Origin of the sequence: Psychrobacter sp. AH5 (assembly GCF_040371085.1) — a bacterium.
Lineage (GTDB): Bacteria > Pseudomonadota > Gammaproteobacteria > Pseudomonadales > Moraxellaceae > Psychrobacter.
The window spans coordinates 2,906,262-2,926,162 of the sequence record NZ_JAMBMT010000001.1 but is presented as its reverse complement, the minus strand read 5'-3'; the positions used below and the strand labels follow the sequence as shown (position 1 = coordinate 2,926,162).

The 19,901-nt window shown below is 43.7% G+C and carries 22 protein-coding genes; 10 read left to right on the top strand and 12 right to left on the bottom strand.

Features of this window, described 5'->3' with window-relative positions; translation table 11 throughout:
- Positions 1–186: 186 nt before the first annotated feature.
- The 4 genes from pheT to rpmI all read right to left on the bottom strand — a co-directional run bounded on the left by pheT (position 187) and on the right by rpmI (position 4,564).
- Positions 187–2,604 (bottom strand): phenylalanine--tRNA ligase subunit beta, encoded by a 2,418-nt coding sequence (gene pheT / locus M0N77_RS12495; RefSeq protein ID WP_353105492.1) that lies wholly within the window; start codon positions 2,602–2,604, stop codon positions 187–189.
- Positions 2,605–2,715: 111 nt separating this feature from the next.
- A complete protein-coding gene (gene pheS, locus M0N77_RS12490; protein ID WP_353105491.1) occupies positions 2,716–3,768 on the bottom strand; it encodes a phenylalanine--tRNA ligase subunit alpha in 1,053 nt (350 codons plus the stop codon).
- A gap of 187 nt (positions 3,769–3,955) precedes the next feature.
- Entirely contained in the window at positions 3,956–4,312 is a 357-nt protein-coding gene (gene rplT, locus M0N77_RS12485; protein WP_025646048.1) for a 50S ribosomal protein L20, read from the bottom strand.
- A 54-nt stretch (positions 4,313–4,366) separates the two neighbouring features.
- Complete coding sequence (gene rpmI / locus M0N77_RS12480) at positions 4,367–4,564, bottom strand: 50S ribosomal protein L35 (RefSeq protein ID WP_011281253.1); 198 nt, start codon at positions 4,562–4,564, stop codon at positions 4,367–4,369.
- A gap of 396 nt (positions 4,565–4,960) precedes the next feature.
- Here rpmI and M0N77_RS12475 point away from each other — a divergent pair, with 396 nt between their 5' ends.
- The 6 genes from M0N77_RS12475 to M0N77_RS12450 all read left to right on the top strand — a co-directional run bounded on the left by M0N77_RS12475 (position 4,961) and on the right by M0N77_RS12450 (position 10,198).
- Positions 4,961–5,413: a thioesterase family protein gene (locus M0N77_RS12475; protein ID WP_353105643.1), complete on the top strand. Its 453-nt coding sequence runs from the start codon at positions 4,961–4,963 to the stop codon at positions 5,411–5,413.
- Between the two features lie 138 nt (positions 5,414–5,551).
- Entirely contained in the window at positions 5,552–6,406 is an 855-nt protein-coding gene (hisI, locus tag M0N77_RS12470) for a phosphoribosyl-AMP cyclohydrolase (protein ID WP_353105490.1), read from the top strand.
- A gap of 211 nt (positions 6,407–6,617) precedes the next feature.
- A complete protein-coding gene (gene tatA, locus M0N77_RS12465) occupies positions 6,618–6,899 on the top strand; it encodes a Sec-independent protein translocase subunit TatA (protein ID WP_353105489.1) in 282 nt (93 codons plus the stop codon).
- A 79-nt stretch (positions 6,900–6,978) separates the two neighbouring features.
- Positions 6,979–7,602 (top strand): Sec-independent protein translocase protein TatB, encoded by a 624-nt coding sequence (gene tatB / locus M0N77_RS12460; RefSeq protein ID WP_353105488.1) that lies wholly within the window; start codon positions 6,979–6,981, stop codon positions 7,600–7,602.
- On the top strand, positions 7,599–8,489 hold the full coding sequence (gene tatC, locus M0N77_RS12455; protein ID WP_353105487.1) for a twin-arginine translocase subunit TatC: 891 nt from the start codon (positions 7,599–7,601) through the stop codon (positions 8,487–8,489). The genes tatB and tatC overlap by 4 nt, the downstream gene beginning before the upstream one ends.
- A 212-nt stretch (positions 8,490–8,701) precedes the next feature.
- Positions 8,702–10,198 (top strand): UvrD-helicase domain-containing protein, encoded by a 1,497-nt coding sequence (locus M0N77_RS12450; protein ID WP_353105486.1) that lies wholly within the window; start codon positions 8,702–8,704, stop codon positions 10,196–10,198.
- Positions 10,199–10,240: 42 nt separating this feature from the next.
- Here M0N77_RS12450 and M0N77_RS12445 read toward each other — a convergent pair whose 3' ends face one another.
- The 4 genes from M0N77_RS12445 to M0N77_RS12430 form a co-directional block, all read right to left on the bottom strand.
- On the bottom strand, positions 10,241–10,798 hold the full coding sequence (locus M0N77_RS12445) for a hypothetical protein (protein ID WP_353105485.1): 558 nt from the start codon (positions 10,796–10,798) through the stop codon (positions 10,241–10,243).
- The gene (locus M0N77_RS12440) at positions 10,795–11,367 is read right to left on the bottom strand and encodes a hypothetical protein (protein ID WP_353105484.1); all 573 of its coding nucleotides are present in this window, start codon (positions 11,365–11,367) and stop codon (positions 10,795–10,797) included. Before M0N77_RS12440 ends, M0N77_RS12445 begins: the two co-directional genes overlap by 4 nt.
- Positions 11,368–11,429: 62 nt before the next feature.
- Positions 11,430–12,086 carry an IS1595 family transposase gene (locus M0N77_RS12435; protein WP_353103013.1) on the bottom strand — a complete coding sequence of 219 codons (657 nt, stop codon included), beginning with the start codon at positions 12,084–12,086 and terminating at the stop codon, positions 11,430–11,432.
- Between the two features lie 93 nt (positions 12,087–12,179).
- Positions 12,180–12,392, bottom strand: a complete 213-nt coding sequence (locus M0N77_RS12430; RefSeq protein ID WP_353105483.1) for a hypothetical protein — start codon at positions 12,390–12,392, stop codon at positions 12,180–12,182.
- Positions 12,393–12,422: 30 nt separating this feature from the next.
- Between M0N77_RS12430 and M0N77_RS12425 the strand changes: the two genes are divergently transcribed.
- Positions 12,423–13,421, top strand: a complete 999-nt coding sequence (locus M0N77_RS12425) for a tRNA-dihydrouridine synthase (protein WP_353105482.1) — start codon at positions 12,423–12,425, stop codon at positions 13,419–13,421.
- 34 nt (positions 13,422–13,455) lie between these two features.
- Here M0N77_RS12425 and M0N77_RS12420 read toward each other — a convergent pair whose 3' ends face one another.
- A complete protein-coding gene (locus tag M0N77_RS12420; protein ID WP_353105481.1) occupies positions 13,456–13,881 on the bottom strand; it encodes an MAPEG family protein in 426 nt (141 codons plus the stop codon).
- A 38-nt stretch (positions 13,882–13,919) separates the two neighbouring features.
- On the bottom strand, positions 13,920–14,333 hold the full coding sequence (locus tag M0N77_RS12415) for an OsmC family protein (RefSeq protein ID WP_353105480.1): 414 nt from the start codon (positions 14,331–14,333) through the stop codon (positions 13,920–13,922).
- 415 nt (positions 14,334–14,748) lie between these two features.
- Between M0N77_RS12415 and M0N77_RS12410 the strand changes: the two genes are divergently transcribed.
- Positions 14,749–15,270 carry an RNA pyrophosphohydrolase gene (locus M0N77_RS12410; RefSeq protein ID WP_353105479.1) on the top strand — a complete coding sequence of 174 codons (522 nt, stop codon included), beginning with the start codon at positions 14,749–14,751 and terminating at the stop codon, positions 15,268–15,270.
- Between the two features lie 178 nt (positions 15,271–15,448).
- Here M0N77_RS12410 and M0N77_RS12405 read toward each other — a convergent pair whose 3' ends face one another.
- Both M0N77_RS12405 and M0N77_RS12400 read right to left on the bottom strand, forming a co-directional pair.
- Positions 15,449–16,273, bottom strand: coding sequence for an NRDE family protein (locus tag M0N77_RS12405; RefSeq protein WP_353105478.1), 825 nt, complete (start codon positions 16,271–16,273; stop codon positions 15,449–15,451).
- Positions 16,274–16,281: 8 nt separating this feature from the next.
- Positions 16,282–17,919: a DUF4139 domain-containing protein gene (locus M0N77_RS12400; RefSeq protein WP_353105477.1), complete on the bottom strand. Its 1,638-nt coding sequence runs from the start codon at positions 17,917–17,919 to the stop codon at positions 16,282–16,284.
- Positions 17,920–18,062: 143 nt separating this feature from the next.
- Between M0N77_RS12400 and lgt the strand changes: the two genes are divergently transcribed.
- Both lgt and M0N77_RS12390 read left to right on the top strand, forming a co-directional pair.
- Positions 18,063–18,947 (top strand): prolipoprotein diacylglyceryl transferase, encoded by an 885-nt coding sequence (gene lgt / locus M0N77_RS12395; protein ID WP_353105476.1) that lies wholly within the window; start codon positions 18,063–18,065, stop codon positions 18,945–18,947.
- Between the two features lie 60 nt (positions 18,948–19,007).
- Entirely contained in the window at positions 19,008–19,880 is an 873-nt protein-coding gene (locus tag M0N77_RS12390; protein ID WP_353105475.1) for a thymidylate synthase, read from the top strand.
- Positions 19,881–19,901 lie beyond the last annotated feature (21 nt).

Below are 19,901 nucleotides of genomic sequence, written 5' to 3'. Positions count from 1 at the left end.
GTTCTCTCTAGCAAAATTTCTTAAGTGCCAATTCTATCTATTTTCTATATATTGAATTAAGCAACAGTCACTGCCATAGGAAAAAATTGATTTATAACCCCTGATATTATAAAGGAATTTATAATAAATTAATGATTTCTTATCATAAAATTCTTTAATAATAACCAGTTAGCCAACATATTTATTTTAGCTATCGCGCAATTGAGCGTTATGCTGTTCATTTAAGGCGCTAACTACTCTATCGGTAGTAGCTTTAACGACTTCATCCGATAAGGTTTGATGCGCATCTTGCCAGACTAGAGCAAAGGCTAATGAGCGCTGACCCTCAGGAACGTTATTGCCTTGATAAACATCAAACAGCCACAAGTCAGTCAATAGCTCGCCTGCGGCGCTACGAATAGTGGCTTGTAGGGTTTGTAGGCTAATCTCACTGTCAACTAAAATGGCGATATCACGGCGTATTTGCGGGAATTTGCTTGGCGTAGTGATTGCCTGCTGAGCGCGAGCCAGCTCTAGTAGCGGCGCTAATGATAGCTGAGCAACCCAAGTCGCCGGCAGATCTAGCTGCTTGGCAGTATTAGGATGCAGCTGACCAAGCCAGCCGGCATACTGATCATCTATATAGAGCTTAGCGCTTTGACCGGGATGCAAAAAGTCAAGCTCACTGCGCTCATAACGTATACGCGCGCCTTCGATTAAGGCGGGTAGCAATTGCTCAACGTCGTGCTTGAGATCATAAAAGTCCATAGCACGGTTTTGATAAGCTTGCTCATCCCAGATATTGCCAACAGCCACCAGCGCAATACTAGGCGTCTGTACCAGCTCGCTAATGCTATGACCGACAAAGCTTAAACCGGTCTCAAAAAAGCGCACGCGCGACTGCTGGCGATTAAGATTGTACTGCACACAAGGCAATAAGCTTGATAGCAGAGTACGGCGCATCACTGCCAGATCACTCGATATTGGATTGGCAAGCGCTAGCACTTCGCCCAATGCTTTATCATTAAGCAAAGCTTCTAACTTAGCATCACTAAAGCTAAAGCTAATCGCTTCCATATAGCCGATATCGACTAAAGCTAGCTTCATCTCGTGCGTCAAATCAGCAGTATCATCATAATCCATGCTCACTTGTAGGTGCGGCAAGGTGCTTGGGATATTGTCATAACCGTAAATACGCGCAATCTCTTCAATCAAATCCTCAGCTATGCTCATATCAAAGCGATAGGACGGCGGCGTACAGCTGAGTACTTCATCTTGCTGCTCTACAAGAAAGCCAAGATCAGTTAAAATACGAGTCATGACCTCAGGCTCAATATCTATACCTATCACCTCGCCAACTTTGGCTATCGGCAGAGCAATCGGCGCACGTGCTGGCAACTGTTGGGCGTTTTCAACAGCAACGATTGCTCCTGCTTTACCGCCGGTAATTTCGGTTATCAGCTTACGCGCTCGTGCTAAAGCAAGAGCGGGTAATTCAAAATCAACGCCGCGCTCAAAACGCTGTGAGGCATCAGTATGTAGACCAAAGCGGCGCGCACGACCCGCGATAGCTAGCGGACTAAAAAAAGCACTCTCCAGCACAATATTAGTCGTGGTTTCAGTGACACTACTGCGTTTACCGCCCATGATACCAGCGAGAGCCAAGACACCTTCATCATCAGCAATAACCAGCTCATCACCAACTAAAGTTAAAGTCTGATCGTTGAGTAAAGTGATATTCTCTTGCGGCTTAGCTAAGCGAACTTGAATATCCCCTTTGATCGTATCGGCATCAAAAGCGTGTAGCGGCTGACCGAGCTCCATCAGCACATAGTTAGTGACATCAACCAAAAAATTATGACTGCGTAATCCTGATTGAATCAATGCATCCACTAGCCATTTTGGTGTATCGATACTACGATCGATAGCACTGATAGCTTGCAATAAATAACGCGGGCACTGCTCTACTGCTGTCACCTTAACGTCAGGCGTGTTAACAGTCTTATCTGTTATAAAGTCTAAATCAATCTTAGGCTCCTGCACTGCAAGCTCATTAATCACCGCTATTTCACGCGCGATACCGCGCACACTAAAGCAGTCGCCGCGATTAGGCGTGATAGAGATATCAAGTATTTTATTATCCAGCCCCAAGTACTCACGGATATCGACACCGATAGGCGCATCCTCTGGCAATTCAAGCAGACCATCAATACTATCGACTAGATCAATCTCGGATGCGCCGCAAAGCATACCGTTAGACTCAATACCGCGTAGCTTGCTTTTTTTGATCTTAAAGCCGGCTCCTTTATCACCAGCGTCCTCGCTTGGCAATACAGCACCAACGGTCGCAACAGGCGCTTTCATACCGACGCAGACATTAGGCGCGCCGCAGACAATTTGTATCGGCTCATCATTGCCAATATTGACTTGCGTGACACGTAGTTTATCGGCGTCAGGATGCGGCTCAACACTGACTACCTCGCCAACTACCACACCAGTAAACGGACGCGCGACCGCAAATTGATCATCAATCTCAAGCCCTGCCATCGTCAGCTGCTCGGCCAATTGTTCACTAGTGTTGGTAGGGTTCACCCATTGACGTAACCATTGTTCGCTAATTTTCATAAATATCTCGGATCTAAATTTTATAATAAAGAGTTTGCAGTAAAAGCGCGTATCAAAAGCTAAAGTCTTAAAAATAAGCGAATGACGGATAGCCCTTTCCCTTAAAGCGGTTTAGCTAAATTGCTGCAAAAAGCGTACGTCGTTTTGAAAAAACAGACGCAAGTCATCGATACCGTAGTACAGCATAGCAAAACGCTCGATACCCATGCCAAAAGCAAAGCCGGTATATTTATCGCTATCAATACCGCAATTGGTTAATACTTGCGGATGTACCATACCGCAGCCCATCACCTCAAGCCACTTGCCATTATCATCCAAGATATCGACTTCGGCTGAGGGCTCGGTGAAAGGGAAAAACGAGGGACGAAAGCGTACGGTTAGCTGTTTGCCAAAAAACGCTTCTAAGAACTCGCTAATCAAGCCTTTTAGCTCAGCAAAGGTGCTAGACTCAGTGACCATTAACCCTTCTAACTGATGAAACATCGGCGAATGGGTCTGATCTGAGTCATTGCGATAAACACGACCTGGACAAATAATACGTATCGGTGGCGCGCTTTGTTCCATGGTGCGAATTTGTACTGGGCTGGTATGGGTACGCAATAGATAGTGCGCATCAAAATAAAAAGTATCATGCATGGCGCGTGCTGGATGGTGCGAGGGAATATTTAGCGCCTCAAAGTTATAATAGTCGCTCTCAACTTCAGGGCCGGTCGCCACGTTGAAACCTGCTTGCACAAAGAACTGCTGCATTCGCTGAGTAATCATGGTGACCGGATGCAAGTGACCTTTTTGCGCGCCGCGAGCCGGCAAAGTGATATCGATACTCTCTTTTGCCAGCTTAGCATTTAATGCGGCAACCTCTAGCTGCTGCTGCTGCTCGGTTAACGCCTCTTGAATGCTGCTACGAACCCCGTGCAACCAGCCGCCATACCTTTTTTTATCATCAGCAGCAAGCTTACCCATTTGCTTCGACCAATTGGTAAGTGCGCTTTTTTTACCAGTGAGCTGTACGCGTAGCTCTTGTAACTGCGCTACGGTAGACACTTGGGCAATTAAGACAGTAGCCGCATTAGTGAAATCATTGAGCTGAGCTTCATTGAGCTCATTTAACTGCGAAGATAGGGTCGGTAGCGCCGACAAATCGGTGGCAACAGGGGTAGTCATAAGACGCATCATTCCTGAGATAAACAAAATATAGAGAGTAAGGGTTTGAACCCTTATACATAAAAGCATGAACAGCCTATAAAAAAAGCCACCGACTAGCGGTAGCTTTTATTTATATCGACCTGATAATGCCTATTAGTTTACTGCTAGCTACTCAATTATTCAGCAGCTAGCGCAAGACTAATACTTAGGCCAATTCAGCTTTCGCTTTTTCGACCAATACACTAAAAGTAGCCGCATCATGCATAGCGATGTCCGCTAGAACGCGGCGATCGATATCGATGTTCGCTTTTTTCATGCCGTTGATAAAGCGGCTGTAGCTCAAACCGTTTAAGCGTGCGCCAGCATTGATACGGGCGATCCACAGACGACGGAAAGAACGTTTTTTGTTACGGCGGTCACGATAAGCGTATTGACCCGCTTTGGTAACTGCCTGTACTGCTACACGATAAACACGTGAACGGGCACCGTAGTAGCCTTTTGCACGTTTTAAGATTTTTTTGTGACGGCGATTTGCCTGTACACCACGTTTTACACGGGCCATAATTTACTCCAAGATTTTTAGATATAGTAAGCGCTATTGAACGGCAAAGATCGATTAGATGTATGGGCACATACGACGAACTGCTGCTTCGTCAGACTTGTCCACCATCTTAAGACCACGCAGTTGGCGAATACGCTTAGCTGATTTCTTGGTCAAAATATGGCTCTTGAAGGCTTGCTTGCGCTTGAAGCCATTCGCGGTTTTTTTGAAGCGTTTTGCGGCGCCGCTTCTGGTTTTCATCTTAACTTTCATGATGACTTGCCTCTTTGTCTTTGATAGAACCTGGTCGTCAGATAATCGTTATCAGCGGTTATTAAAAAACAGCCAATCAATCAACTATTTGCCTCGAGGTGGGAGGCGCTATTTTAGCAGACTCGCTAACCATTTGCCAATCAAAGTTTTAACTTTAATAACAAACCAAGTAATAGGTGCTTATAGAGTTTTTATTTATTCTGCAAATGTTCTAATGGCTAACTGCTTGATAGCTTTTGCTATCCTAGCTTCCTAAATATATTGAAATTAACTTTAGGCTATGATTAACTATATATTCATTTAAATGAATGTACATAGTAATATCGATAGTGTTTTTATAACGTATGTGTCTTAAACACCTTACTTTTTATATCTCATGAGTAGGAGATTATAGTGATGATTTCAACTGATAGAGAATTGAGTTTCGATGATACTGTATTCGTATTTGAGACAGTTATGCGAGTAAGAACTAGTGAGGTTGGCATTGGTAACTACTTATCCTTAGAATGCCTTGCTCAGCTACTTTGTGAGACTCGCGATCGCTTCTTATATGCTAAAGGCATCCAGCGAATTCAGGCCGATCATCAAGGCTTAATAGTAGATGATATACAATTGACGCTTGTCAGCATGGTACGGGCACGTGAAGAGCTCCTATTTGAAGTAGGCGTACAGCAGCTATCTAACTCAGGATGCTATATCGATACCAAAGTCACCCGCCTACATGATGGCTCTTTAGTAGCAAAGTCCCGTCAGCATTTTGTTAATTATGATTATCGTTTAAATAAAATAACTACTTTTAATAAAAGCCTGCAATCAGCTCTTGATCAGAGTAAAAAAACGGGCGCTTGACCCCCACTATCTACCTTTTTTACTCAATTTTTATAGCATTGTGTGTCGCATTCAAGCGACCTGTATAGTATTATCTATTGCTGATTATCAAACCTCTTTATCCTCTTTTTTCTTCTTCTATAAAGTGACAGAGACGCTATGACTGTACCTGCTTGGCTCAGCGCTATAACATTTAATTCAGACGGCCTCATTCCTGCTATTGCGCAAGATCATCAGTCAGGACGTATTTTGATGATGGCATGGATGAATAGTGAGGCGCTACAATTGACAGCGCGAACGCAAACTGCAGTCTATTTTTCGCGCTCCAGAAATAAGCTTTGGCATAAAGGTGAAAGCTCAGGTCATACGCAGCAAGTACACGATATTCGCTTAGATTGCGATGCCGATGTGATCGTTTTGAGCGTCACACAAGTGGGCGGTATCGCTTGTCATACTGGACGTACGTCCTGCTTTTATCAGCGTTTGGATTTATCCGGCGCTGAGCCTAGCTGGCAAGCCGTTGATCCTATCTTAAAAGATCCCGCTGACATTTATAGCTCTAGCCATAAACAACCAGCGTTGCCACCGATGGATAATAAAGTAAGTACTAATACAGTAGATAGCTTTGCGTCTAGTACTTTAGCATCTAGCGCGATAACGGAGCGCTCTATCTTGCAGCAGCTTGATCAAGTATTAATTGAACGCAAAAATGCTGCCGCGGATAGCTCTTACGTAGCTAGCCTGTATACTAAAGGTCTTAATAAAATATTAGAAAAAATAGGCGAAGAAGCCACCGAGAGCATTATTGCGGCCAAAGACTTAGCCAATAGTAATGAGCAATTAAATAAAGCCGCTTATGATGCAGCGCGTAAAGAGCTTATTTATGAGGTAGCGGATGTTTGGTTTCATAGCCTAGTCGGCCTTGCTTGGTTCGATATAGAGTCTGAGGCAGTACTTGATGAGTTAGGTCGGCGTTTTGGTCTGTCGGGTATCGATGAAAAAAATGCTCGTTAACTGACACAAATTAGCGGTTACTACTCATTGCCTATATTTAGTTAGCGCGGCTTATAACTTTAGCCCGCGCTATTGTTTTTACCTTTTAAAATCCCATGCAGGTTATAATAGAGTATTATTATACTTAACATTGTTAGTTGGTTAATGCCTAAGTATACTCACAAAGGCAAAGGCTAATAAACTCAAAATACTAGGTTATAAGGATAACGTTATGGGTAGTTTTTCCATTACGCATTGGCTCATTCTTTTAGTGGTCGTGGTGGTAGTATTTGGTACCTCGAAGCTTAGAAATGCAGGTAAAGATTTAGGCGGCGCTGTCAAAGGCTTTAAAGAAGCGGTCAAAGATGAAGAGGCTGAAAACATCAAAAAGCATCGCGTACTTGATCATGATACTAGCGTCAACAGTGCCAATGCTGCCAGTGATAACCTGACGGGTACCAAAGTTGATGATATCAAAGTCAGCTCTACGGCCGATGATCAACACAAAGTTTAATACTATTAATTGTAAAATCGGTAGCGGCGTAGTGGCGTGCCGTTTATTAGCTACCTTGAGATAGTGATGTTTAACGCTTATGTTTGATATCGGATTTTCTGAATTATTATTGTTTGGCGTGATCGCCTTGATTGTCTTGGGGCCAGAGAAATTGCCACAGGCAGCGCGTACCGCTGGACAATGGTATAGCAAGATTCGCCGTACCGTTGCCACTTTGCAATCAGAGATAGAAGCGGAGCTAGATTTGGCTGAAACTCGCGAGCAGATGCAAAAAGAGCTTGCCAAAATTCGTCAAACTGAAGCCGATATGAAGCGTGAGATGGAGCAGCTGCGCGGTAGTATGCAAGAGTTTGAGTCCTCACAAAATAAAAGCTTGCAAGGACTGGATAAGACTCCTTCTGATACCACTCAATATACTACTGACGATAGTGATGCAGATAGGCAAGCGGTAGAGGACAAATATGCTTATAACAACCGCTTAGCTGCTGACGGTGAGCCTATCAGTGCTCAGTCGACCTCTCAAGATGAGCAAAAAAGTGTGATGATGACACGCCCTTGGGAGAGTATGTGGTTTCGCCTGGGTGCTTATGATAAAAACAGGCGTTTGCCTGCGCCGCCTTATTTGCCTAATTATAAAGCCGATACTTTGTTATACACTCAAGTAGACGAGCTCTCCTCAACCCATAAGGAGAGCGCTAAATGAAGCTACTTAAAAGAAAAAAGAGTCGGCAAGAAAAACTAGCGGTTGATGAATCAGCCGAGGCCTTAGATAATAAAGCTATTAATCAAAATAATAGTGATAAAACTGGGGATAATGAGTCTGAGGATTTACTAGGCTCTTTGGCTGATATGCCTATCACTGAACACCTAATTGAGCTACGCCGCCATTTAATTAAGATATGCGCCGCCATCTTGGTGATATTTTTGGCCTTAGTGGGTTTCTCGCGTGAGCTATATGATTTTTTATCCGATCCGCTAGTCGCCCAGCTGCCAGCTAACTCAACAATGATCGCCACCGACATTACCTCTAACTTTATGGCACCGATTCGGCTAACTATATTTGTCGCCGCCTTCTTTGCGATGCCTTATATTTTGTATCAAATCTGGTCCTTTGTAGCGCCCGGTCTTTATAAAAAAGAGAAAAAAGTCGCTATTCCTGTGCTGTTATCATCGATCGTATTGTTTTATGCCGGGGTAGCTTTTGCCTACTTTGTGGTGCTCAAAGGGGTGCTAAAGTTTTTCATTGTTTTTGCTCCGCAAAATGTGTTACCGATGACCGATATCGACAGTTATCTCAGCTTTGCACTAAAGCTATTTATGGTATTTGGACTCACCTTTGAGATTCCAGTAGTGACTTTGCTCTTGATATTAGTCGGCATCGTCTCGATTAAGAGTCTAGAAGAGAAGCGCCGCTATATTATAGTCGGCTGCTTTGCGATAGCAGCGGTAGTGACTCCGCCAGATGGCGTCTCCATGTTGATGTTAGCTTTTCCGATGTGGTTATTATTTGAGTTAGGCTTATTTCTAGCAAAGATTTTGATTAAAGAAAAGACAGCTGAAGAGCTTGCTGCCAATCCTCTAGAGCGTTAACAAAGCTGAGCGAATAAATCTCTCATAACAATGAGCGCCTCAATCTGCTAAAATTGTTTTTACTATGAATTATCTATTGCTAAAAAAACAACAAGCAAAATAGTCAGTTATTGCGTCCCTCTTCTTCTAATCAGCCATTGTCTACGCAGTGGCTTTTTTTAACCCCGCTGGTTTTACTCTTCATTCTATTTATCCACTTTAGGTAGCTATTTATGTCTGCATCGATGCCCGCTTATATGAGTGACCCGACCGAGGAGCAGCTGAGCGCGCTCAATATGGCGATGGATCACAAATCATTTAAAGTGGTTGCTTATGCTGGTGCGGGTAAGACGACGACGCTAAAACTTATTGGCGAGCGTTTGCGGGGTCGCGGCCTATACTTGGCCTTTAACAAAGCTATCGCTAATGATGCCCGTGCTAAGTTTCCCTCTCATGTCGAATGCCGCACTTTTCACTCGCTCGCCTACCGTCATGTGCCGCGTGACATTACCGCTAAGTTATCGCTACCGAGATTTTCGCCCAAACGCTTAGGAGATGATTTAGGTCTGCAGCCAGTACAAGTGCGCCGGCAGATAGAAGGCTCCAACAAATATATTACTTTGACCCCAGCGCGCTTGTCTCGCTTTGTCAGTGATGCGGTGAGTAACTTTTGTAGCACCCACGCCAGCTATCCTGCCCCGCGTCATATTGAATTCCCTAAATGGCTCGATGAGTCCGATAGCGAGCAGCTGCGTGAAATGCTCTATCCGGCGGTTGAGCAGCGTTGGCTCCAATCGATTGACGCCCGTCATCCTGCCGGTATCGGTCACGATATTTACCTTAAGCTTTGGGCGTTATCCAAACCTAGTATTCCGGCGGACTTTATCTTATTTGATGAAGCGCAAGATGCCGATCCGCTGATGATGGGTATTTTGACCCAACAATCCAAGCAAGTAATCTATGTTGGCGACGCGCATCAGCAGATTTATGAATGGCGCGGCGCGGTCAATGCCATGAAAAAACTACCGCTACCGCAAACCTTGTTAACCCAGTCGTTTCGCTTTGGCGAGCCTATCGCTGAGGTGGCCAATACTTTACTCAAAGCACTGCAAGAAGAGGTGCCACTCAAAGGCAATCCTAATAAACAGTCTTCAACAGTAAAGGGTCTAATCCATAGTAAAAAGGATGCCATTCTTTGCCGTACTAATGCCGCCGCTATGTCGCAATTATTAACGGGTCTAAAACTAGGTCATCGGGTAGCGCTACAAGCCGATACCGAGCGCATGCTAAAGTTTTGCCAAGCCGCTGAAAATCTAAAAAACGGGAAATCTGCTTATGGGGTGCCGGAGCTGGCTTACTTTTATAACTGGTCAGATGTGCAAGAATATTCAGAAACCTCTGAGGGCAGCGACCTTAAGACCTTAGTTAAGCTGGTCGATGATCATGGCACTAGCGTGTTAACCCGCGCAGTCAATAGCTTAACGCGTATCGAGAACGCGGATTATGTGATCTCCACCGCGCATAAAGCCAAAGGGCTTGAATGGGGTAAAGTACAGCTTGATGATGACTTTTATTATGATGTCACTACTAACGGTATTAAGATTAGTCCTGAGGAATTGCGCCTATTATATGTCGCTTGTACGCGCGCGCAAGTGAACTTGGATATTGCTAATATTCAACCGCTGATTTCAGGACTTCAGACGGGTAAGAAGGTTATTTTTGGGAGTTAAGTTTAAATTATCTCATTTCAAGTCTGAGACTCAGTTTTCCTGTTACCTTCCATCCCAATAGCGAATATATCTAAAATAGCAAAACAGTCCGATAATACCTGCAATACACCAACCAAGCTCTGCCCACCACATAAAGGGGTCTTGAATATAACGACTTTCAAAAATTCCCCAGCAAGTACGAGTCAAAAACCCATAGCCACCTGATAAAAGCGCTGAAATAGCAGCAAAAATATATATCAACTTTAGCGCTTGAGATAAAGAGGCTGTATTTTGCTCGTTGCATCCTTGCTTCATATTATCCTGACTTAAAAACTCGGCATGTACCCCGCTATAGCCAATAGCCATCAAAATCCAAGCGAGCTGTCTGCCCGTTGTATATAGATAAGAGGAGTTGCCACCAATACCTTTTGCATAGTTATTGGGGTCTATTATCAGACTGCTACTTGTCCATATGATCAGTAGCATGATAAAACCCATACCTATTTTATTGCCAATTCTACCTCTCCATATTGGTTGATGCTTATTTTTTAGATTATATAAAAAAACAAATAAATAAAGTGCAGCAGCGGGTAGTAGGGGAAGCCATATTTGAATGTTCATTCCTCCTCACCTTCCCAATAGCGAATATGTCTAAAATAAGCAAACAGTCCGATAATACCTGCAATACACCAACCAAGCTCTGCCCACCACATAAAAGGATCTTGAATGTAGCGACTTTCAAAAAGTCCCCAGCAATTACGAGTTATAAAACTATAGCCACCTGATAGTAGAGCTGTAGCACACATCAGTACGAATATAATTTTGTATCCAATCCATTGTAAATCTAGTTCATCTTCTAGCTTAGATTTTTCACAACATATTAAATTTTCTTTTTTCATAAATCTATGATGGATACCTGTATACATTAAAGCTAAAACCCACCAGCCCATTATCCTTGCTGTAGTATACAAATAACTAAAGTTTCCACTTCCTATCCCTCTAGCATAGCTATTAGGATCTAAAATGTGCGCAATACCTGCAAAAAAACCTAATGACAATATAAAAATTATAATAAAGTTATCGAGCACTTTACCTTTCCAAATAGTCCTACGTTTTCTTTTGCGGTTATATCGGAATATAAATAAATAGAATACTATTACAGGAGTTAAGGGTAGCCATATTTCCATCATGTGCTTATTACCTCCTTGTGAATGTAACTATATAAAAATTAAGGGGCTGTAGTAGATAAGGATTAAATATCACACCATTTTCTCAAGGTTTTCAGCTGATTAGATGGTGAGCCATAGTTAAATCTAAACTCGCACTCTTTTAAAAATAAATGGAAGTTCTTCTTATCGATCCCATTATACTTTCTTAGAGTTCGTTTAGACTGGTTCCAAAAGTTCTCAATGCCATTGATGTGATTGTTTTTACCGCAAGTAAACTCTTTAGAATGATTGACTCTGAAATGTTTAAACTCACTCACATCTAATGCGTTGTAACTTCGATAGCTATCCGTATAAACAAAGCTGTCAGGCTTGATTTTACGCTTAATAACAGGCATTAGAGTAGTCTGTTTGGTGTCTGCTACGACAATGGTATAAACCTTACCGTTTCGTTTTAGAATACCAAATACAGCGGTTTTACCAGCAGCCCCGCGACCTCTTTTACCTTTGCGTACACCGCCAAAGTAACTTTCATCTAATTCGACTTCACCATCAAAAAGCTCATCAGCTTCTAATGAGAGATGGTAATCTATCACAAGTCTTATTTTATGATAAAAAAGTGCAGCAGTATTAGGCTGAATATCAAGCAAATCTGCGGCTGTTCTAGCAGTCACTTCAGCTGTGAAAAACTCTAACAGCCTTCGCTGTACTTTTTTACTGAGTTTACAATGGGTTATCTTCATAAAAGTAGTCTAGCATAGTGCTTATCTACTACAGCCCCAAAATTAATAGCCTCTCAACTGAGAAGCTATTAACTTTAATCTACAATGAATACCTTACTCCTGCCAAATAATAGGAACCTCGGTGCTGTCTACTTCGTTAAAGTCTAACTTAAAGGTACGCATGACAGCTTTAGGTTTTGGCATAATTAATAGCTTCCACGTTTTACTGGCTCCTGCTGTTAAGTCAGAGCCTGTATAGCTATCTCCTTCAATACTATCAATATCATCACCTTTTATACGACTATTAACGAATAGATAAGTTATCATACAACACTTTTTACTTACTCTCATAAACACATGCTTCTTTTAAACACTTTATTTAAAACTCCCGTCCGCCTCCTCGCCCCAATGGAAGGCTTAACCGATCCCTTAATGCGGCAAATCTTAACGCAAATTGCTGTCGATTTGGGTCGTCCCTATGATTGGTCCGTTAGCGAATTTATTCGCGTCACTCAAACCGTTTTGCCGGCGCATGTGTTCTATAAATACGTGCCTGAGCTGCATCATGATGCCAAGACTGCCTCAGGGACACCTATTCATATCCAGTTGCTTGGTAGTAATGCGCAGTTGATGGCAGAAAATGCCACTTTTGCTGCTGAGCTTGGCGCGCCTGCTATCGATATTAACTTTGGTTGTCCGGCCAAGACCGTCAACAGTCATCGCGGCGGCTCAGTGCTACTCGAGGAGCCGGAAGTGATGTATCAGATTATCAGCGCGATACGTCAAGCGGTGCCTAGCAACATTCCAGTTTCTGCCAAGATACGTCTCGGCTATACCGACACCAGCCGTATGCAAGATATCAAAGGAGCCATTGCCGACAGCGGGGCCAATTGGCTAACCATTCATGCGCGTACCAAGACCCAAGGCTACAAACCGCCCGCTTATTGGGAGAAGATTCAAAGCTTTAATACGCTAGATATACCGGTGATCGCTAACGGCGAGATTTGGAATAGCCAGCAAGCACAGCAGTGTATGATGCAGTCGGGAACTGAGCATTTGATGCTAGGACGCGGTGCGGTAACGCGTCCTGATCTGATAGCGCAGGTCGATAAAGCAGGTTTAATGGATAATAAAGTATTACAGACCGCAACACTCGCTTGGCAGGACTTGATTACTCATCAGATTAAATTTTTAGAAGGCGCAGCCAAGAATGATGTCGTACTAGTGGGCCGCTACAAGCAGTGGCTTGGTATGCTAAGCAAAGGCTACATTGAGGCAAAAACGCTGTGGAATGATATCAAAAGAGAAAAAAGTAAAGCGGCTATCATCGCCGCTTTGCAAGCTAGTTATCGCTAATTAAATGAGTAATGGCTAGTGCTAAGTACTAATTTTAAGTACTAATACGAATAGCTAAATAAAATAGCATTAAGCTACATACCATGGATAGTACCCAGAGTATTGAGCGAAATATCGGTAGATTAATGATATAGGCCACGCAGTAACCAATGCGAATAACCACATAAAGCCACGCTAAAGTATTGATAATAGACTGCGGTACAAAGAATAGCATCGCGACTATCACCGCTGCCAAAAACACAGGCAAGGTCTCATAACTGTTTTGCTGCGCGGCGTTCGCTCTTGCAGAAGCGCCTGTAGTTTGCTGCAAAAAATCTCGTGGATGAGCATTGTCAGCAAGACTAAAACCACCAAACGCTTTTGCAGTCATCGCCATCGCTAGCGGCAACAAGCTTGCTACTAGCATAGCCCATATTGCCGCAGCGGCGGTATCAGGGATAAAGCCTAAAAGGTAATTCATCGGTATTTTTTCCCCTATCGTTGTCTCTAATAAAATGACTAACGGGCAACTACTTCAAAGTCATGAGTGACATTTACCCCACCTTGCATGAGCATGCGACTGGCTGAACAGTATTTCTCGCTTGAGAGTCTGATTGCGCGCTCTACTTGCTTATCGGCGATATCTTTACCAGTGACTACAAAATGCATGTGAATGTCCGTATAGACGGCAGGCACGGTTTCAGCACGCTGAGCAGTTAGCTCACATTTTACGTCTAACACTTCTTGACGCGATTTTTGTAGTATCGCTACTACGTCATAACTGGCACAGCCGCCAAGTCCGAGCAATATCAGCTCCATGGGACTAGCGCCTTTTTCTTTATCGGCATCGATCTGTACATTATGCCCTGATGGCGAGACGCCCATAAAAGCCTTGTTTTCTTGCCAAGTAACGCTTGCTTTGGTTTCAGCCATTATCAACTATCCTTACTTTGAAAGTATAAGTAACTTTATAATATTCTTTACTGACGATTATGCGCCGTGATTTACTAATGTAGAGCTGTAGTTTAGCACCAGTTTAGCATAGCGTCTGCTAGTAAGAATAAAACGCAAACATAACTTCAGCGTTTTTATTAGATGTTTTTTTAGGATTGAAATGACAACAAAAAATACCATAAATATAGCCATATAACCCTTTGATTTTAAAGCACTAAATCTGTGAAACATTTTATAGCAAAATATCGTTACACATTTTGGCTATTTCTTGCTTTAATGAAGATAATAAAACTCGTTTTGATATAGTAGTGATAACAATCACCTTATAATAATTAGATTTTGTCTAGTGCTGTATCGAGATAAGTTGTTTTTAAAACATTTAAAAGGTTAAGTCATGATAGATGCAGACGGCTTTCGCGCCAATGTCGGCATCATCTTGGCAAATACACAAGGGCAAGTACTGTGGGCAAAACGTATTGGTCACAACGCTTGGCAGTTTCCGCAAGGCGGTATCGACCGCGGGGAGACGCCAATGGATGCGATGTACCGCGAGCTCTGGGAAGAGGTCGGTCTGCATCCGCGTCACGTAGACTTATTGGCAGTCACCCAAGATTGGCTGCGTTATCGCCTGCCAAAACGCTACGTACGTCATGGTCAGTATCCTTTATGTATTGGGCAAAAACAAAAGTGGTTTTTGCTACGCTTAGATGAGCCGAACACGCAACACATCCGCTTTGACGAGGGGAAACCGGAATTTGACCATTGGCAATGGGTCAGCTACTGGTATCCACTTGGACAAGTGATCCACTTTAAACGCGGGGTTTATCGTCGTGCTTTACAAGAATTAGTACGCGAACTCCCTCTTAAACAAGAGCTGATTATTCCAGAACAAAATAACCATTTGTTAATAGAATAAACGCGGATTAAATTAAAAATGCTCGCAGTAATGTCTAGAAAATTAGATATTATAGTGAGCATTTTTTATGTCGATATGTTTTATAAGGTTGAATCTAATATCTTAGCTTTTGTAAGATGCTTCTTAAACACCGTTCACTATGTATGACCTCATCAATATTGTGGGGAATGCGCCCTTCCTAATTTTTAGCGTTATTAGTTTCACGGCTAATAAGCTGCGCTTTTATCTCTGCTGGATATTTACTATCACAACGCAAAGTCAAAATGCTTTGGGTACGCGTGCCATAACTTGGCATCTTTGTCTCAAGATTACTCAAAGCGACAGGCTCTATATACACTGACGATAACGCCTGCTCTATAATTTTCGGTACGCCTGTTTCTGGCAATTGCTCCTCAGTCGCTGGCGTCTTGTCAGACATCACATTTAGCGCAGCGTCTTGCCAATACTCAAGCGCACTATTCTCAGCTATTAGCGGTAGTACTTCTTGCCGCAAACGTCCGCGTAGTTTTTCGGTTTTGAACCAACTCTCCTCCGGCTGACCATTCGAGAAAACATGTAAACCTGAATGCAGCGCGGTTGGCGCATAGCCACGATTATTAACCACTACAGCTTGCCGGCTATCACCAACAATCAGATTAAAGCCAGCATACTCTTGCAAGTTAATCTGCCGCGCAAAAGCCATTGGCGATAAGTCGCTAATCAGAAAATTAGTGACTAACTCACCGCGCGAGCGCTCATCAGGCTTTGCTTGTACACCATCCCGAAAATTCAAAACGGCTGCCCAGCGCCCGTTTTGCTGAGCAGTAGATTGAGTGTTCTGAAAGGACTGTTGATGGATGCCTAACCAAGTGCCACCGCTCTGACTGTCACGACCGGCATAAATAGGCTGGTCTGACCATTGATGCAAAGGCTTAGTGGGGCGCGCTAAAAACTCATCACGATTAGACAATAATACTAATGGCAACTCATCAAATAACTGCCAAGCAATAGCGACAATACACATATCTCTCCTTAATTACTGAGCAGTTCTTTACCCGCAGGATAACTCACTTGCGATATCGACTGCAGCACTTGTGATTGCTGAGGCGCTAAATTAAACTCCCAAGCGACTACCCCTTGATTACTATTCCAATTACGCTCCGTCACAGGGGGCGTATGAGTCACGCTCACTTTTAGATTATCATCGCGGCTAATAGGCTCGCTGCCAAGCACTTGCAAACTAACCGTCTTATTATGCTTATTGGTGAACTGATAAGCCTCGGTTTTGGTCAAAGTCTGGGTGCGATTGAACGCGCCTTTATCGCCTTGCTTATCTTCATCAATCAGTTGTTTGACTAGCATATTAGAATCTATCCCAAAACCGATGCCTTGCTCTTTTAACAGCTGATAGTTATAACGTGTTTGTCCGATATAATTATCGTCGCGGTACAGTTGCAGCGAGCCATCGACCCAAGCCGGTGTCAAGAACGGCGCTGAGGCATACCAGTATCCTGCCAGCTCGCTACTTGGCGTACTGCGAATCCACAGCTTACTATTACCTGATTGCTGATCAATAACCGTACGCACGCGCCTACCATCACTAGGGATACTGACGCGCTGCGGCAGACGATATTCAGTAATGCCGTTTTTGTCTTGTTGGCTAACCGCAAAGCTCGGTAGCGGTGCCATATTTCCCATTGCTTCATCACTAGCATCTGCTGAAACCACGACCACTGGCGCGGCTTCCATCATCGGTTGCGCAAATCTAGCTACTTTTCCTTGTTTATTTTCATCATATAGAGACAGGCGCTGTACATAAGGTAGCTGACCAGTCGCGTTTTGATTAGGATTGACTGAGCTGAGCACAAGAGGAACGTTTAGCCAATTCTCACCTGTTTGCTGGGCGATAATAGCAGAGGCGGTGATACTAAGCTGCTTAGTATCAGTATTGAGTCTGGCTTGATAAGTCGGCTGCCAACTCGCACCGCGCACCTGATAATGCAATTTAAGCGTAGTTGGTGTACGACTAGCTGTGCGGACACTGACTTGGGTTACCGTATTACGGTTGGCGGTGGTACTGCTCCCTACCATCAACTGATTGAGCGCATCTTGAGCACGAGTTTGTCGCTGCTCAAGCTCAAGGATTCTTTTATTAATAATAGCGGCCTGCGATTCTAAATCGCGCGCGTTGCTTGCCAGCGTGCCATCAATAGTGAGCTGGGTGACTTTAGTAGTATTTTGCAAGTAGGCTTTAGCCAAACGCGCCGCTTCCAAGTCCGCTTTAATAGTCGCTAAGTTATCTTGCTGCGTTTGCACTTTGGCGTCGCCTTGGTTTTGACACAACGACGCTTGCTCACCGCTTAGCGTCTGGATACTGACCTCACCAACATTGACTCCTCCAAGCGCTTGTACACTCAAGCTGTCTTGATCGATATAAGGTGACAGGCAAGAGAACACCACAGTCTGCTCACCGCTGCCAGTAATAGGCAAGCTACGAGTGACGCTAGCTAGGCCTTGATAAATAGTGATTTGCTCAATGTTGCTAGCGGCTGCTTGTGCGCTGATTGGCATCAATAGACTCAAGATCGCAGCGCTTGACAGAACCAGCGATAGCCTTTTGTTTGCTAGGAACGCCGGTACAACTGACGTCAATATTATTCTAGTTTTCACAACAAATCCTTTTGATAATTGAGCCGACTAATAAACTTACGCTTTGGTGGCATATTTGCTATCTTAGCTGCTTTTTCATGTCTTTTCTATGTTGAACTTTGCTATCATATATAGCATTTTATTAATAAGTTTGTGTTGCCCTTATGATTATTCATCCTCAGTATGATCCTGTTGCGCTCGCGCTTGGCCCTGTCGAAGTGCATTGGTATGGTCTCATGTATTTGTTGGCATTTGCGGCCGCCTACGCTTTGGCTTGGTATCGGAGCAGCAAACGCGACGCTTGGTCTACCGATATGGTGTCGGACTTAGTATTTTTTGGCGCGCTCGGGGTAATATTGGGCGGACGTATCGGCTACGTGCTGTTTTATCAGTTCGGTGAATTACTACAAAACCCCGCTTATCTGTTCAAAGTTTGGGAAGGCGGCATGTCTTTTCATGGTGGCATGATTGGTGTTGGGCTTGGCATGCTCTATTTTGCTCGTAAATACAAAAAGACGCCGTTTCAAGTACTCGACTTTATCATTCCTTGCGTGCCGACTGGCTTATTGTTCGGGCGTATCGGTAACTACATCAATGGCGAGCTTTGGGGCCGCGTCTCAGAAGGCGGTTACAATTGGCTCACTTATTTCCCGCAAGCAGCAGCCTTCGATGCGCAGTTACTACAGACCAATCCCGCCCTGCAACAAGTAGCTACTGAGGTGGGTGGTCAGTACTTATTACCGCGTCATCCCTCACAGCTCTATCAAGCTTTGACCGAAGGGTTGTTGCTATTCTTGTTATTATGGTGGTACTCATCAAAGCCGCGTCCACGTATGGCGGTGACTGGCGTGTTTATGCTTGGTTATGGCTTTAGCCGCTTTATTGTCGAGTTTTTCCGTCAACCTGATGTCGATCAAGGCTTTATATTATTAGGCTGGGTAACTAAAGGACAGATACTTAGCGCGCCGATGATACTAATTGGTATTTTCTTAATATTTTATGCCTATAAGCGCGACATTTATGACTGGGGCAAACAAGCCGCTTATTAATAGACGGGCTTACCTACTTACACTTATCCAACAAATTTAGTTTTATTGAAGTTGAAGACCATGATTACTACAAAAAACGAGCACGCTTATCTTGATTTACTCCAGTACGTTTTGACTAACGGTACTGAAAAAGGCGATCGCACGGGCACCGGGACTTTAAGTCATTTTGGCGCGCAACTGCGTTTTGATTTGGCCGATGGTTTTCCGTTATTAACCACCAAAAAAGTGCACTTCAAATCTATCGTTTATGAGCTTTTGTGGTTTTTAAGCGGTAGTACCAAGGTTGATTATCTGCAAGCCAATGGCGTAAGAATTTGGAACGAGTGGGCGACCGCCGAGCAAACCGCGCGCTTTAATCGTCCGGCGGGTGATTTGGGCCCTATCTATGGTCATCAGTGGCGCAACTATGGCGCTAGTAAAAACGCTGATGAAAGCAATAACGATGCTTATAACAATGACGGCGTCGATCAGATCACGCAAGTGGTTGAACAAATAAAAACCAATCCCAACTCCAGACGTCTGATCGTCTCAGGTTGGAACCCAAGCGAGGCTGATCAAGTTGCTTTGCCACCTTGTCATACGCTATTTCAGTTCTTTGTCGCCGACAATAAGCTGTCTTGCCAGCTTTATCAGCGCTCAGCGGATTTATTCCTAGGCGTACCGTTTAATATTGCCAGTTACGCGCTGTTGACGCATATGATCGCGCAAGTTTGCGATTTAGAAGTTGGCGAATTTATTTGGACGGGCGGTGATTGTCATATTTATCAGAACCACCGCGAGCAAGCTGAATTACAATTATCGCGCTCGTTAATGACGCTACCTACTCTATCCCTAAACCCCAATGTAAAAGATATCTTTGCTTTTAATTATGAAGATATTAGCGTTGAGGGTTATGAGTCGCATCCGGCTATTAAGGCAAAGGTAGCGGTTTAAACTGAGTACCTTTATTGCTAA